This is a genomic window from Paraburkholderia sp. RL18-101-BIB-B (assembly GCF_046026985.1).
Taxonomy (GTDB): domain Bacteria; phylum Pseudomonadota; class Gammaproteobacteria; order Burkholderiales; family Burkholderiaceae; genus Paraburkholderia.
The window spans coordinates 366758-380279 of the sequence record NZ_JARESV010000004.1 but is presented as its reverse complement, the minus strand read 5'-3'; the positions used below and the strand labels follow the sequence as shown (position 1 = coordinate 380279).

At 64.3% G+C, this 13522-nt stretch carries 13 protein-coding genes; 10 read left to right on the top strand and 3 right to left on the bottom strand.

The window, feature by feature from the left end; translation table 11 throughout:
* Window positions 1-301: 301 nt before the first annotated feature.
* From P0D73_RS10115 to P0D73_RS10105, 3 genes are all read left to right on the top strand, one after another.
* Complete coding sequence (locus tag P0D73_RS10115; RefSeq protein WP_279388651.1) at window positions 302-433, top strand: hypothetical protein; 132 nt, start codon at window positions 302-304, stop codon at window positions 431-433.
* A 573-nt stretch (window positions 434-1006) separates the two neighbouring features.
* A complete protein-coding gene (locus P0D73_RS10110) occupies window positions 1007-1291 on the top strand; it encodes a hypothetical protein (protein WP_132383386.1) in 285 nt (94 codons plus the stop codon).
* An 11-nt stretch (window positions 1292-1302) separates the two neighbouring features.
* Complete coding sequence (locus P0D73_RS10105; protein WP_243658573.1) at window positions 1303-1572, top strand: DUF6723 family protein; 270 nt, start codon at window positions 1303-1305, stop codon at window positions 1570-1572.
* 164 nt (window positions 1573-1736) lie between these two features.
* On the opposite strand, the gene P0D73_RS10100 is transcribed toward P0D73_RS10105, so the two are convergent.
* On the bottom strand, window positions 1737-1943 hold the full coding sequence (locus P0D73_RS10100; protein ID WP_408177584.1) for a hypothetical protein: 207 nt from the start codon (window positions 1941-1943) through the stop codon (window positions 1737-1739).
* 362 nt (window positions 1944-2305) lie between these two features.
* On the opposite strand from P0D73_RS10100, the gene P0D73_RS10095 reads away from it, so the two are divergent.
* On the top strand, window positions 2306-2860 hold the full coding sequence (locus tag P0D73_RS10095; RefSeq protein ID WP_408177583.1) for an NADPH-dependent FMN reductase: 555 nt from the start codon (window positions 2306-2308) through the stop codon (window positions 2858-2860).
* Window positions 2861-2946: 86 nt separating this feature from the next.
* Here P0D73_RS10095 and P0D73_RS10090 read toward each other — a convergent pair whose 3' ends face one another.
* Window positions 2947-3951, bottom strand: a complete 1005-nt coding sequence (locus tag P0D73_RS10090) for a hypothetical protein (RefSeq protein ID WP_408177582.1) — start codon at window positions 3949-3951, stop codon at window positions 2947-2949.
* A gap of 228 nt (window positions 3952-4179) precedes the next feature.
* Window positions 4180-6465, bottom strand: coding sequence for a hybrid sensor histidine kinase/response regulator family protein (locus tag P0D73_RS10085; protein ID WP_408431224.1), 2286 nt, complete (start codon window positions 6463-6465; stop codon window positions 4180-4182).
* Window positions 6466-7178: 713 nt separating this feature from the next.
* On the opposite strand from P0D73_RS10085, the gene P0D73_RS10080 reads away from it, so the two are divergent.
* The 6 genes from P0D73_RS10080 (at window position 7179) to shc (ending at window position 13521) form a co-directional block, all read left to right on the top strand.
* Window positions 7179-7547 carry a response regulator gene (locus P0D73_RS10080; RefSeq protein ID WP_132383375.1) on the top strand — a complete coding sequence of 123 codons (369 nt, stop codon included), beginning with the start codon at window positions 7179-7181 and terminating at the stop codon, window positions 7545-7547.
* Window positions 7540-8163: a chemotaxis protein CheC gene (locus P0D73_RS10075; RefSeq protein ID WP_132383373.1), complete on the top strand. Its 624-nt coding sequence runs from the start codon at window positions 7540-7542 to the stop codon at window positions 8161-8163. The genes P0D73_RS10080 and P0D73_RS10075 overlap by 8 nt, the downstream gene beginning before the upstream one ends.
* On the top strand, window positions 8160-9098 hold the full coding sequence (locus tag P0D73_RS10070; RefSeq protein WP_132383371.1) for a sensor domain-containing diguanylate cyclase: 939 nt from the start codon (window positions 8160-8162) through the stop codon (window positions 9096-9098). Before P0D73_RS10075 ends, P0D73_RS10070 begins: the two co-directional genes overlap by 4 nt.
* Window positions 9099-9372: 274 nt before the next feature.
* Window positions 9373-10221 carry a presqualene diphosphate synthase HpnD gene (gene hpnD / locus P0D73_RS10065; RefSeq protein WP_132383369.1) on the top strand — a complete coding sequence of 283 codons (849 nt, stop codon included), beginning with the start codon at window positions 9373-9375 and terminating at the stop codon, window positions 10219-10221.
* A 4-nt stretch (window positions 10222-10225) separates the two neighbouring features.
* Window positions 10226-11494 carry a hydroxysqualene dehydroxylase HpnE gene (gene hpnE / locus P0D73_RS10060; protein ID WP_408431222.1) on the top strand — a complete coding sequence of 423 codons (1269 nt, stop codon included), beginning with the start codon at window positions 10226-10228 and terminating at the stop codon, window positions 11492-11494.
* Window positions 11491-13521: a squalene--hopene cyclase gene (gene shc / locus P0D73_RS10055; RefSeq protein WP_408431220.1), complete on the top strand. Its 2031-nt coding sequence runs from the start codon at window positions 11491-11493 to the stop codon at window positions 13519-13521. Before hpnE ends, shc begins: the two co-directional genes overlap by 4 nt.
* Window position 13522 lies beyond the last annotated feature (1 nt).

Sequence of the window (13522 nt, the reverse complement as noted above, 5' to 3'; positions counted from 1 at the left end):
ATAGGCCCGACCATGAGCGATGACCAGATGAGCTTAGTCGCGCCGTGCAGGCCGTTATGACAATGACAATAGATTATTGCGGAAAGTGAAATCGCGCGGGAGTGATGCTGGCGGCGTAGCGCCGGGCAAGCAATACCCACCGCCAATTGGCACCCGAAGCTGCACCAGACGGCCCACCGGATTATTTCAATAATTGAAAAAAAGTCTTATTGACTTCGCTGTTTGTCGGCGGACCCTCAGTCGATATTCTTCAGTCCATCGATCGCACCAGATCGCGAACCAAACGCTGAGGAGCAGCACCATGAAACGCATTCTTTCCGCCCTGATCGCTTCCGTCGCCCTGTTTGCCGCCGCTTCCGGCGCAGCCCAGGCTGCCGCTCCGTCGCAGTGCAACGGCCCGGCGTCGTATTGCAACGTATTCTTCGGCAACTGATCGGCTGACGGGCACGGACCCGTCGACGAGAAAGTCTTTCGAAGACAAAAAGAAGGGCGCCGATGTGGGCGCCCTTTTGCTTTTGAAGCAGAGAATTAGACTGACTGCCTGATGCTGGCATGAGATCTTCCGGGCAACACCGCTACACGCCCGAATCAACGCGGCGAACGCCATCGGCCAAAAAAATCCATAGAGACTCGGTCCAGGAGACGCCGCGCATCACAGCAGCGGAAAACAATACCCGGCACTCCGAAGCAACACTCGCGCCCGGCACACAAATGCGTTCAATGCTCACCCTACTAACGTGTTACAGTGGGTCAACAGCTTGCAGTTCTCCTGCACATCGCGCGCAGTCTCTGACGCAAACGCCTCGCATCACAGCGCCCTGCACCGAACAGGGTCCCTTCCTCCTACGCATCTCTGCGATGTCGTCGGCCCGGCTTGATTGAAGCGGCCGCTCTGTACGCACATCGTCGATCAACATCACGTTTCGCTGGTACGCCGCGGTCCGGCCGGCATTGCGCCCGACAACGACGCCACGTTCCACGAAAGCCTTCATCGGAGACGAGCATCATGGGCAATACGATCAGAAGTTACCGGGGTCTAGAGATCTATCCGTTGGTGTATCCGCACCAACCGAGCGGTCTCGATGGCGTTCGCCACTACGATTCGGGCTTCGATGCCGCCGTGCGAATCTGCCGGCGCGGCACCGACGACACGATGACCAGCAGCCGCGTGTTTCGCGTGCCGAGCCGTTCACCGTTCGGCGCGGCCGGCGACGCGCGCATTGCTTCAGCCACCTACGCGGAGCAGGTCATCGACGGCATGGTTGCAGGCCAGTCGATCGCTGGGCTCTGATGCGCGCGCCAATGGCAAGTCAAGCTTCCAGGCGCTCGCAAGGCGCGAATCTTCCGGCACTTACGGGCCGTGCGAACTATCAGGTGATGGCGTCGTCGCGCCGTACCTCTAGCGGCACGGTGCCGACACTGAAAGTGATCCGCTTGAGCGACGAGCGGGTGATCTACCCGTTCCAGGGGCACGCCGACATGCCCTTTTTCGAAGACGCCGATGCGGCCCAGTTGTTTGCCGAGACCTACGGCTGGCAATTGGTAGATGGCGACATTGCCGTGCCGGAGTGACACGCTGAACACGCAGCGAGACCAACTCGTGACATAAGGCAGCCGAGCACGACACCTCGCCTTCATAGCTTGGCAAAAAAAGTCGCGACCGCGAAGCGTCAAACGCCAAGCGCTGCGCGACGGCGCAAGACAACAGGCCAACAGGCACGCCGCGCTACCGCCGGCTAAATCTTCCCGCCGCCATCCATGCCGCTACCGCGGCGCCACACTTCCTTGCCGCGTTCGGACAACTCGCCGCTGCTATGCACGGCGTCCGCTTCCGTACCGTCGACGGCCATCTCGCCGCCGGGCTGTTCCTGTGCCCGCTGCTTTTCCTTCTTGCGAGCAGCCACTGCTTCGTCGTGGGATTTACCTGCGTAATTCGGACTCATGGCTCGATCCTCCATCAAGTAGACTTGCTCACGCGGCGCGCGTCATCGGTCATTTATGCCCGTCGCGTGGATTTCCGGCTGAGCAGGACAGGCGACAAACGCTTGTTTGCCTCAAAACGTCCTAGACCGAAAGCATGCTTGATTGACAAGGCAAAAGTACCAGTTATCCACAAGGTTATTCAGTGAATCTGTGGATAACTTTGTGGAATGCAGAGTTATCCACCGCGCACCGCTACCGTACCTGCCCCAATATTCGCGGGGCAGTATTTTGCCGCCCGTCGCCGCCGCCCGCGCAGCTATTGCCTATGATGGACAGTTCGTACCCTTTGCGCCTCGAGCGCCTCACAACAAGGAAGCGAATCATGGCCCATCACATTGCAGTCGTCGTCGGCAGCTTGCGCCGCGAGTCGTTCAACCGGCAGTTGGCGCAAGCCGTGATTTCACTGGCGCCGTCCGACTTCACCTTCGAATTCATCGACATCGGCTCGCTGCCGCTTTACAGCCAGGACTACGACGCCGACTATCCCGAAGCCGGCAAGCACTTGAAGCAGCGCATTGAAGCCGCGGACGGCCTGCTCTTCGTCACCCCCGAATACAACCGGTCCATGCCCGGCGTGCTGAAAAACGCGCTCGACTGGGGCTCGCGCCCGTGGGGCACCAATTCATGGGCCGGCAAACCCGGCGCCGTGATCGGCACGTCGCTTGGCGCGACCGGCACGGCGTTGGCGCAACAGCATCTGCGCAATGTGCTGGCGTATCTCGATGTGCCGACGCTCGGCCAACCCGAGGTGTTCATCAAGCACGATGCGGCGGTCATCAACGAAAAAGGCGAGATCCTGAGCGACAGTACACGCAAATTTCTGCAGACTTTCGTCGACCGCTACGTCGCGTGGGTTAAGCACCAGACCGCTGCTTGAAGCGAAAGGCGCGAGCGCGTCAGACGAGACTGAACGCGGCGGCATTGCCGTGACCTCCACGGCATGCCGCCACGAATTGCTCAGGCTCAGACGTGATGATGTCCCGTCACCCGCTCCCAGCCATGACGCACGGCCAGCTTGAAGCGCTCCCAGGTGCTGTCCGGCGAGGTGCTTTCCCAATGACGTCGTGCTTCCGGTTCGACGTCGTCCCAAGGCTGGTCGCGATAACGCATGTCCTTACCGATCTCCGCGCCATAGCGGTAGGCCGGCACATAGTCTTCGTAACGGGCGTTTTCGGAGGCGTACTGCTCGTCGTAGTGTGCGCGGAAGTCTTCCTCGTACTCGAGATATTCGTTCGGCATTTGGCCGCCTAAACCGGCGGTCGGCTGGCTCGCTTCGGGGACGACTTCGGACGGCTGCATGATCGCGCCCGAACCCGGTACCGAGCCCGCAGCGATCGCGCTACGGCCTACGTCGCCGACCAGCGGATCCGTGACCGGTTCGTTGACCGGATCCGTCCGCGGGCGCTCGCTGAGCGGCGGCGGCACGAACGGCTCGGCGTCGGTGCTGCCGGGCGGCACGGTGTACCCTGGATCAGCCATCGTGGCAGGCCGCGTAGTCGCGGCCGCGCTTGGCGTCGATACGCTCGACGTACGGGGCGTCATAGCGCCGATGCCGAGTTCATCGAGGACGGAATGCTCGCGCCCGGAGTCTTCCACAGGCGCGTCCCAATCGGGCGAGCGTTCGCCGATATCGGTCGCGCCCAATCTCGTCAAGGTATTGCGAGCGAGGTCCGCGTGGGCTTCGCTCGCCGCGTTGACGCACACGAGCACCGCGCCGCGCCGTACGGCCTCGGCGTAGCGCGCTGTTTCCGGCGCACGTGGACCGCTTGCAAACAGGCTCGACAGGAAACGCTCGATATTTGCCAGCACGCCCGAACTGGCGACTTCGTCGGTTGCGGAACCGACCGACGGTTCCGGATTCGCCTGCAATTCGATCGTCTCGCGTCCAAAACCGGTCTGGACGAGCGTGTCGCGCGCGGCTTCCGCTTGAGCAAAGGTGTCGAATAAACCAATCACGGTGTGTCGCATGGCTGTCTCCCGACGTATTTAGGCAGGACGGACGACGCGCCAACGCGCCGCTCTCGTTGCTTATTTTGACGCCGCAACGATCATGCCGGGCCCGTGCGACGGGCCTGCCGCGCCCGCCGGCGCCGACCTGCGCGCGGCGGCGGCGCAAAAAAGCGCGGCATGCCGCCGCCGCGCTTTTACAACCACCGGTAAATGTCAGATTTGGTTCCACGCCCGCCAAGGCGGGCCTTACTCCGCCGGATGCGCCGCCGGGTCGGCGCCCGTCTGCGTCAGATCGTGCTGGATCGCTTGCAGGAGTTCTTCCAGCAAACCGATATCGAAAGGCTTGGATAGCACACGCACATCCACGTGGCGCGCCCGGTCGAGTTCTTCCGCGTAGCCGGTGACGAGAATGACCGGCAGTTTGGTCTCGAACGCGAGCACCGCCTCGGCCAGATCGATGCCGTTCATGGTGCCGGGCATATGGATGTCGGACAGCACCAGATCGAACGGCAGCGGTTCGCCGGTGCGCGCTTGCCGCGCGTGGGCGTCGTCGAACAGGCGCAACGCGGTGTCGGCGTTGAAGACGCACGTGACCTGATGGCCCATCATCTGCAGCAGGGCTTCGGTGCCGGCTGCCACTTCCTCGTTGTCTTCGACCAGCAGAATGCGCAGGCCCGGCGGCGCGCCGTTCTCCTCGGCGCCGGTTTCGGGCGGTCCGTCGATCTCCGGCTCAGCCGTGGCGCGTGGCAGATAGAGACGCACGGAGGTGCCCGCGCCGACCGCGCTGTCGATCGCGGCGAGGCCGCCGGAACGCTCGCAGAATGCGAAAACCTGCGGCAAGCCGAGGCCCGTGCCCATGCCTTTCGGCTTGGTGGTGAACAGCGGTTCGAAGGCGCGCGCGAGTACGTCGGGCGCCATGCCTACGCCTGTATCTTCGAGCGACAGTTGCACGAAGTCGCCCGTCAGCGGAAAGCCGTCTTCGTGCCGGAACTGGATATTGGTGGCGCGTACCGTGAAGCGCCCGCCGTTCGGCATGGCGTCGCGCGCGTTCACCGCGACGTTGATGAGCGCCAGCTCCAGTTCCGCGACGTCGACGCGCATCGGCCAGATCTCGACGCCGATATCGATCACCAGCGACACCTTCGCGCCGAGCGAGGCGCGCAGCAATTCGCGGCAGGCCGGCAGCCAGCGTTCGAGCGACAGCGTCTCGTTGCGCAGCGGCTGTTTGCGCGCCACGCCGAGCAATTGCCGCGTGAGCGACTGGCCGTTCTTGAGCGCCCGCTCCATTGCCGACAATTCGCGGTCCAGACCCGTCACGCCGCGCCGCCGCGCAATCTGCACGTTGGCCGAGAGGATCATCAGCAGGTTGTTGAAATCGTGCGCGACGCTGCCGACCAGCGTGCCCAGCGCTTCCATCTTGCGCGACTGGCGATACGCCGATTCGATCGAGCGGCGCATGGACGCTTCGGCCTGCCAGCGCTCCCACGCCTCCTGTTCGGCGCCCAGGCGGCGCAGCGACAACCAGATCACGCACCACAGCGCGATGGACGGCGTGAACATCGACAGGATCAGCACGCCGAGATGCCGGTACCACGCCGCCCAGATCGCCGAGGCCCGATAGCCGCACACCACGTAGACGGGATACGAACCGACGTGGCGGAACGCGAGAATCAGATCTTCGCCGTCGACATTCGAATGCATGCGCACCACGCCGGCCCGCCGTCCCTGCGCGAGCGCTTCGGCGAACGGCGTTTGCGGTGCCATGGCAGTGGGCTCGCGCGGCGTGCGCGGATAGTGCGCGAGGATCGAGCCGTCCGTGCGCACGAGGCTCATGGTCATCGGCGTGCCGCTGTTGTTGCCGCCGAGCAGTTCGCGGTAGAACGCGTCGAAATAGCTCGGCCGCAGCGCAACGGAGACCACGCCGGCGAACGAGCCGTCGGCGGCGGGCCGTTCGACGCCCATGTTGAACACCTGTTCGCCGGCCACGTGTCCCGTCATGACTTTCGACACATGCTCGAGATCCTTGCCGTCGCGAATGCCAGTGAAATCCTCGCGCTCGCCGACCGAGATGACCGGCGACGGCAGGTAGCGGCTGCTGGCGAGCAAGGCGCCGTCGCGCCCGAAAATCGACACGGCGGCCACTTGCGGATAGCCGCCGCCCATGACGCGCAGCTTCTCGTGAATGGCGGCTTCGCGCTCGCGAATGCCGTCGTCGTCCAGACCCTCGGTCAGATCGACGATGCGCGCATCCAGCGTCTCGTTCATGTCGAACACTTTCAGCGCGTGCTCTTCCGCGATCCGCACCGTGCGCAGCGTCATGTCGGTGGCGTCGGCCTCGCGTGTGCGCAGATCGCTGAGCGCCATGGCCGCGACATACACGCAAGGCAGGACGATCGCAGCGATCAGCAGCGCGATCAACGTGATGCGCCGCACCTGAAAATTCTGTTCCGGCACGGCGGGGAACAATGCCTCGTCCTGCCGGTGAGTGGCAAGGCGGCTCGCGGGCGGCGGTTCGAACCGGTCTGGTGTCATTGTCGGTAATGCGAAGGTCGTTCGGGACAGAGGCCGGGAGTCAGCATCATACGAGAAGCATAGACACGGAGCGGCGGTAGAAGTTACCCGCGGCAAACGGACCGCCTCGGGCGGCTGCCGGACCGCCCATCGACTGACGACTCAATTGTCTGCGTTTTAAAACAGCGACGAATCGAGAAGCGCAAACGTACACAAAAGGATGGAAGTAAAAGAATCCCTTCCAAATCTACCAAAAGATTTTCAAAAATAGTATTTAATGGGAAAATCTCTTTAATGAAAGTGAAATTGGCGAGTTGCCTTTCCGCCGTTTTACTTCGAAAATCAGCGCCATGATAAAAATGCGTCCGCCATGTTCGGACGCATCTGCCGCGAGGGCACCCAGCCAGGCCATGCGTACCACGCGTGGCGGAAGGCGTTCGCGGAATCACGTGCGCGGCAAGGGACCAGCCCGATCCACGAAGCCGCGCAGATTCATCTACGGGGTAGGCTTCGAACATGCCGGTCATAGCCGTCGTCCACCGTGCGCGTACGCTTTCAGGCGTTCCCACCGGTTCCGTCCAACGCGCCTCGCCGCGCGCGCTCCCCGCTCGCCTGCAATCCGCATTTCAGCAAGCTTCAGCCGACTTTGACGCTGGTCGACAGACTTCGCGCTAAAGAATCCGCCTCGATCCGCCGTTAACGCGAATGAGCTAATTCCGCTTTCCGACCCGCCCATGCCTTTGCCCATTGTGATCGCCGATGATTCATTGCTTGCCCGCAAAGTGCTCACCAAGGCATTGCCGCCGGACTGGGAGGTCGACGTGTCTTACGCATCGAACGGGCGCGAAGCGCTCGCTCTGTATCGCGAAGGCAAAGCGTCGGTGATGTTCCTCGACCTGACCATGCCGGACATGACCGGCTATCAGGTGCTGGAAGCGTTGCAGCACGAGGATCTGAACACCTTCGTCATCGTTGTCTCCGCCGATGTTCAGCCGATGGCCCAGTCGCGCGTGCGCGCGCTCGGCGCCGTGGCGTTCATCGCCAAGCCCGTGACGCCCGAGGCGGTACTACCCATCCTCAAGGAGTACGGGTTGTATGTCTGAGCCAGTTCTCAACGAAGATCAGCGCGACGCGCTGCAAGAGGTCGCCAATCTGGCGATGGGTCAAGCCGCGACACGTCTGGCGCGGCTGCTCGATGCGTTCATCGAATTGTCGGTGCCGCGCGTGAAGGTGGTGGCGGTCAGCGAGGCGGCGCAGGCACTGCGGGAGATGACCGGGATCGAGGACACGGTGAGCGCGGTGCGCCAGGGCTTTCGCTCCGATATCAAGGGCGAGGCGCTGGTGATCTGCCGCAGCGACAGCATCGAGCAACTGTGTGCGCTCGTCAGCGACCCGTACTCGCGCTCGTCCTACGAAGCGGTGAGCCAGACAGAGCTGGTGTTCGATGTGGCCAACGTGCTGACCGGCGCCTGCGTGTCGTGCATTCTCGATCAGCTCGGCCGTACGCCGATCTTCTCCGCGCCGGGTTTGCTCGGCGAAGCCATGACGCTCGACGAGGTCTTCCAGCCCGGCGTGCTGCAATGGGAAGTGGCCTTGCTGGTCGAAGTGAATTTCGCGCTCGAGGACCAGAGCTTCCGCGCGCACCTCGTGATGCTGATGGCCGAAGAATCGATTCGCCACATGAACGGCGCGCTCGACGCGCTGCTGTCGAGCCTATGAATGTGCCCGTGGACTCGTTGAGCGATCTGGTGGTCGAACGTGTCGGTTTCGGCATTTTCGTGCTGGATCGCGACATGAACGTGCTCATGTGGAACCGCTTCATGCAGGATCACAGCGGACTGACGCCGGACCAGGTGGTCGGCAAGTCGCTCTTCACGCATTTTCCCGAACTGCCGCGCGTGTGGCTGGCACGCAAGATCGAAAGCGTGTTTCAGCTCGGCAGTTTTGCATTCAGCTCGTGGGAACAGCGCCCGTATCTCTTCAAGTTCGATCACGACCGGCCGATTACCGGCGGCGTCGATTTCATGCAGCAGGACTGCACCTTCATGCCGCTCATGCGCGAGCGCGAAGTGGTGGCCGTGTGCGTGACCATTTCCGACGTCACGCACGTGAGCATCGTGCAGCGCGAACGCGAAGAGGCGGTCGCGAAGCTGCAGGAATATGCGGATCGCGACGGCCTGACCGGCATTGCCAACCGCCGCTTCTTCGAAGCGCGCCTGCGCGACGAATACACGCGCTGGCAGCGCTACGGCGGCGATATGTCGGTGCTGCTGTTCGATCTCGATCACTTCAAGAAAATCAACGACCAGTTCGGCCACGGTGTCGGCGACACGGTGTTGCGCGTGATGGCGCAGCGCGTCGCCGAGGTGGTGCGGGCGCAGGATACCTTCGGGCGCTTCGGCGGCGAGGAATTCGCGTTGCTGCTGCCTTGCACGCCGCTCGACGACGCGATGCGCGTCGCGGAAAAGATCCGCTGCACGATCGCCGACACGCCGGTCGAAGTGCAGGGTACGAGCGTACCCGTGACGGCGAGCGTCGGCGGCGCGTCGGCGCGGGTCGGCGTGCCTTCGTATGACGTGCTCATCAACGAAGCCGACGCCGCGCTGTATAGCGCGAAGCGGCAAGGACGCAACCGCTCGGTCGGGTTCGTCTAACGCCGCTCCACAGCGGCGTTGCGCCTCGCCAGAGGCGCCGTACAGGCCACAGTGGATGGCGTGAAGCGCACTGCCTGACCCACTTCAGGCTTCCTTCCGGCCCCTTATCCGCCGACGAAACTGCGGCATCTCACAAACGTTGATATACTTTTCGCCGTTTCCGGCCTCCCAGCCGGGTGTTTCGCGCGTGTCCCCGCGCGCGTGCCGCCGGCCCTGCGGGCAGGCATAAAACTTCTTGAACGCCTTTCAGCGGGCGCCTCCAGCGGAGATCGTCTTGGCTGTTTCCAATCTTGTCGTGGACGATACAGAAATCGACGCCGCTGCCGCCACATCCGGCAGCTCGTTCTATCTCGCAATGCGCATCCTGCCGGCGGCGCAGCGCGACGCGATGTATCAGGTCTACGCTTTCTGCCGCGCTGTCGACGATATCGCCGACAGCGACCTGCCGCCCGCCGAACGCGCCGCCGCGCTCGAACGCTGGCGTGCCGATATCGACGCGTGCTACGCCGGCGCGCCGCGCGCTTCGCTGCGCGCGTTGACGCGGCACATTCACACGTTTCATCTGCAACGCGACGATTTTCACGCGATGATCGACGGCATGGCGATGGACGCCGCCGCCGACATCTGCGCTCCCGATGAAGAGACGCTCGACCTCTATTGCGACCGTGTCGCCAGCGCGGCGGGCCGCCTATCGGTGAGGATATTCGGGATGCAGGAAGAGCCCGGCCGTTTGCTCGCGCACCATCTGGGCCGCGCGCTGCAGCTCACCAACATCCTGCGCGATATCGACGAAGACGCCGGCATCAACCGCTGCTATCTGCCGCACGAATTGCTGGCGCGCGAAGGCATTGCGGTGACGAGCCCCACGCAGATCGCCGACGACCCGTCGCTGCCGCGCGTGTGCGCCACGCTCGCCGAGCGGGCCAAGGAACACTTCGCCGCCTCCGACGCGATCATGGACCGCGAGCCGCGCAACCAGGTGCGGGCGCCGCGCATCATGTCGGGCGTGTATCGCGTGCTGCTCGAACGGACGCTGGAGCGCGGCTTCGACATTCCGCGCACGAAGGTCAGCAAGCCAAAGCTCCGCATGCTGTGGATCGTCGCGCGTTACGCGCTCTTCTGAGCTGATGCAAAAGCTCGTACATGTGGTCGGCGCGGGCCTTGCCGGTCTGGCCGCCGCAGTGCAGTTGCAGCGGCGCGGCGCGCACGTCGTGCTGCATGAAGCGGCTGCCCAGGCGGGCGGCCGTTGCCGTTCATACTACGACTCCAAGCTGGGCGCGACACTCGACACCGGCAATCATATGGTGCTGTCGGGCAATGCCGCGACGCTCAACTACGCGCGGGCGATCGGCGCCGCCGACGAACTGGCCGGCCCGGCCCAGCCCGAATATCCGTTCGTGGATCTGGCCACGCGGGCGCGCTGGACCGTGCGCCTGTCGCCGGGACGCCTGCCGTGGTGGATCTTCGACCCGAACGCGCGCGTGCCGAACACCGGGCCAGGCGACTATCTGGCGCTCGCGCCGCTGCTGTTCGCCAAACCCGGGCGTAGCGTCGCGCAGACCATGCGCTGCAACGGACCGTTGTGGGACCGTCTGCTGCGGCCGCTGTTTCACGCCATGCTGAACGTCGAGCCGCGCGAAGCGTCGGCGGAACTGACGGGCGCCATGGTGCGCGAGGCGCTGCTTGCCGGCGGCCTTGCGTGCCGGCCGCTGGTGGCGCGCAACGGGCTGGGCAGCGCGTTCGTCGATCCGGCGCTGCGGCTGTTGCAGCACGGCGGCGCGGCGATCCGGCTGGGCTCGCGCCTCGACGGAATCGTCTTTGCCGCCGACAACCGCCGCGTGCAAGCGCTGAATTTCGCCGCCGAAAGCATCCCGCTCGACGCGAATCAGGCCGTGATTCTCGCGGTATCGCCGGAAATCGCGCAAACGCTCGTGCAAGGCTTGCGCGCACCGACGCGCTTCGCGGCGACCGTCAACGTGCATTTCGCGGTCGAGCCGCCGTTTGGTTTGCCGCAGGTCACCGGGCTGCTCAACGGCACGGCCGAGTGGCTGTTCGCCTTCGAAGGCCGCTTGTCGGTGACGGTGAACGGCGCTGAGCGGTTGCTCGACACGCCGCATGAAGCACTCGCGGCCACCGTCTGGGCCGAAGTGGCTCAGGCGGCGAGCTTGCCGGTCGCGCCGATGCCGGCCTGGCAAGTCGTCGTGGAAAAACGTGCGACCTTCGCCGCGCTGCCGGATCAGGAAATGCGGCGGCCCGGCACGCGCACTCGCTGGAATAACTTGATGCTCGCGGGCGACTGGACGGCTACCGGCCTGCCCGCGACGATTGAAGGCGCGATCCGCTCCGGCCAGAAGGCCGCGGATACGTTGCTGAATGAACCGATGGAACGCCGATGAACGATTTGTCTCAAGCCCAGCCGCTGGACGCCGTGCTGCCTGATTTCGCCGAAGCAGCGCCGAACGCGTCCGCGCCGGCTAATGCGGGCGATGTGCCCACGGCATCGCTCGACGCCGCGATCACGCGCGCGACCGATGCGATTCTCGCCGCGCAGAAGGCGGACGGCCACTGGGTCTACGAACTCGAAGCCGATGCGACGATTCCCGCCGAATACGTGCTGCTGGTCCACTACCTCGGCGAAACGCCGAACGTGGAACTCGAACAGAAGATCGCGCGGTATCTGCGCCGCATCCAGTTGCCCGACGGCGGCTGGCCGCTGTTTACCGACGGCGCGCTCGACATCAGCGCCAGCGTGAAGGCGTATTTCGCACTGAAGATGATCGGCGACCCGGCTGACGCCGAGCATATGGTCCGCGCGCGCGAGGCGATTCTCGCGAACGGCGGCGCCGAAACCGTGAACGTCTTCACGCGGATTCTGCTCGCGCTGTTCGGCGTGGTGTCCTGGCGCGCGGTGCCGATGATGCCCGTCGAGATCATGCTGTTGCCCATGTGGTTCCCGTTCCATCTGTCGAAGGTGTCGTACTGGGCGCGTACCGTGATCGTGCCGCTCCTCGTGCTCAATGCGAAGCGGCCGGTGGCGCGCAACCCGCGCCGTGTGCGGATCGACGAGCTGTTCCGCGGTGCGCCGGTCAACACCGGCCCGCGCGATCGGGCGCCGCATCAGCATGCCGGCTGGTTCCGGTTTTTCAGTGGCGTGGACATGCTGCTGCGCGCCGTCGACGGCCTGTTCCCGAAGGCCACGCGCGAGCGCGCGGTGCGCGAGGCGGTGGCTTTCGTCGATGAACGGCTCAATGGCGAAGATGGCCTCGGCGCGATTTTCCCGGCCATGGCGAATTCGGTGATGATGTACGACGTGCTCGGCTATCCGGCCGATCATCCGAATCGCGCGATTGCTCGCCAGTCGATCGAAAAGCTGCTCGTTATCAAGGATGACGAAGCATATTGCCAGCCGTGTCTGTCGCCGGTCTGGGACACCTCGCTCGCGGCGCACGCGCTGCTCGAAACCGGTGAGGCGCATGCCGAACAGGCCGCCGAACGCGGACTCGCGTGGCTGCGTCCGCTGCAGATTCTCGATGTGCGCGGCGACTGGATTTCGCGCCGTCCGAATGTGCGGCCGGGCGGTTGGGCGTTCCAGTACAACAACGCGCACTACCCGGACGTCGACGATACGGCGGTGGTCGTGATGGCGATGCAGCGCTCGGGGACGATTACGCAATCGGATGTCGATCGCGAAGCGATTGTGCGAGCGCGCGAATGGGTGGTCGGCATGCAGAGCAGCGACGGCGGCTGGGGCGCGTTCGAGCCGGAAAACACGCAGTACTACCTGAACAACATTCCATTCTCGGATCACGGCGCCTTGCTCGATCCGCCGACCGCGGACGTCTCGGGCCGCTGTCTGTCGATGCTCGCGCAACTCGGCGAACTGCCGCAGAACAGCGAGCCGGCGCAGCGCGCGTTCGACTACATGCTGAAGGACCAGGAATCGGACGGCAGCTGGTACGGCCGCTGGGGCCTGAACTACATCTACGGCACGTGGACCGCGCTGTGTTCGCTGAACGCCGCCGGCATGCGGCACGACGACCCGCGCATGAAGCGCGCGGCGCAGTGGCTCCTGTCGATCCAGAACGAAGACGGCGGCTGGGGCGAGGGCGGCGAGAGCTACAAGCTCGACTACCACGGCTATGAGCGCGCGCCGAGCACGGCTTCGCAAACCGCGTGGGCTCTCATGGGCCTGATGGCGGCCGGCGAGGTCAATCACGAAGCGGTCGCGCGCGGCGTCGCGTATTTGCAGCGTGAACAGCGCGAGCACGGCCTGTGGGACGAAACGCGTTTCACCGCGACGGGCTTTCCGCGCGTGTTCTATCTGCGTTATCACGGCTATCGCAAGTTCTTCCCGTTGTGGGCGCTGGCGCGCTTCCGTCATCTGAAGCGCAACGGCCTCACGCGCGTCGCGGTCGGGATGTAAC

What these genes read in the sequence shown, in the direction of transcription:
- P0D73_RS10115 (WP_279388651.1), top strand. Translation starts at nt 302, where the DNA reads ATGAAACGCATTCTTTCCGCCCTGATCGCTTCCGTCGCCCTGTTTGCC.
- P0D73_RS10110 (WP_132383386.1), top strand. Translation starts at nt 1,007, where the DNA reads ATGGGCAATACGATCAGAAGTTACCGGGGTCTAGAGATCTATCCGTTG.
- P0D73_RS10105 (WP_243658573.1), top strand. Translation starts at nt 1,303, where the DNA reads ATGGCAAGTCAAGCTTCCAGGCGCTCGCAAGGCGCGAATCTTCCGGCA.
- P0D73_RS10100 (WP_408177584.1), bottom strand. Translation starts at nt 1,943, where the DNA reads ATGAGTCCGAATTACGCAGGTAAATCCCACGACGAAGCAGTGGCTGCT.
- P0D73_RS10095 (WP_408177583.1), top strand. Translation starts at nt 2,306, where the DNA reads ATGGCCCATCACATTGCAGTCGTCGTCGGCAGCTTGCGCCGCGAGTCG.
- P0D73_RS10090 (WP_408177582.1), bottom strand. Translation starts at nt 3,951, where the DNA reads ATGCGACACACCGTGATTGGTTTATTCGACACCTTTGCTCAAGCGGAA.
- P0D73_RS10085 (WP_408431224.1), bottom strand. Translation starts at nt 6,465, where the DNA reads ATGACACCAGACCGGTTCGAACCGCCGCCCGCGAGCCGCCTTGCCACT.
- P0D73_RS10080 (WP_132383375.1), top strand. Translation starts at nt 7,179, where the DNA reads ATGCCTTTGCCCATTGTGATCGCCGATGATTCATTGCTTGCCCGCAAA.
- P0D73_RS10075 (WP_132383373.1), top strand. Translation starts at nt 7,540, where the DNA reads ATGTCTGAGCCAGTTCTCAACGAAGATCAGCGCGACGCGCTGCAAGAG.
- P0D73_RS10070 (WP_132383371.1), top strand. Translation starts at nt 8,160, where the DNA reads ATGAATGTGCCCGTGGACTCGTTGAGCGATCTGGTGGTCGAACGTGTC.
- hpnE (WP_408431222.1), top strand. Translation starts at nt 10,226, where the DNA reads ATGCAAAAGCTCGTACATGTGGTCGGCGCGGGCCTTGCCGGTCTGGCC.
- shc (WP_408431220.1), top strand. Translation starts at nt 11,491, where the DNA reads ATGAACGATTTGTCTCAAGCCCAGCCGCTGGACGCCGTGCTGCCTGAT.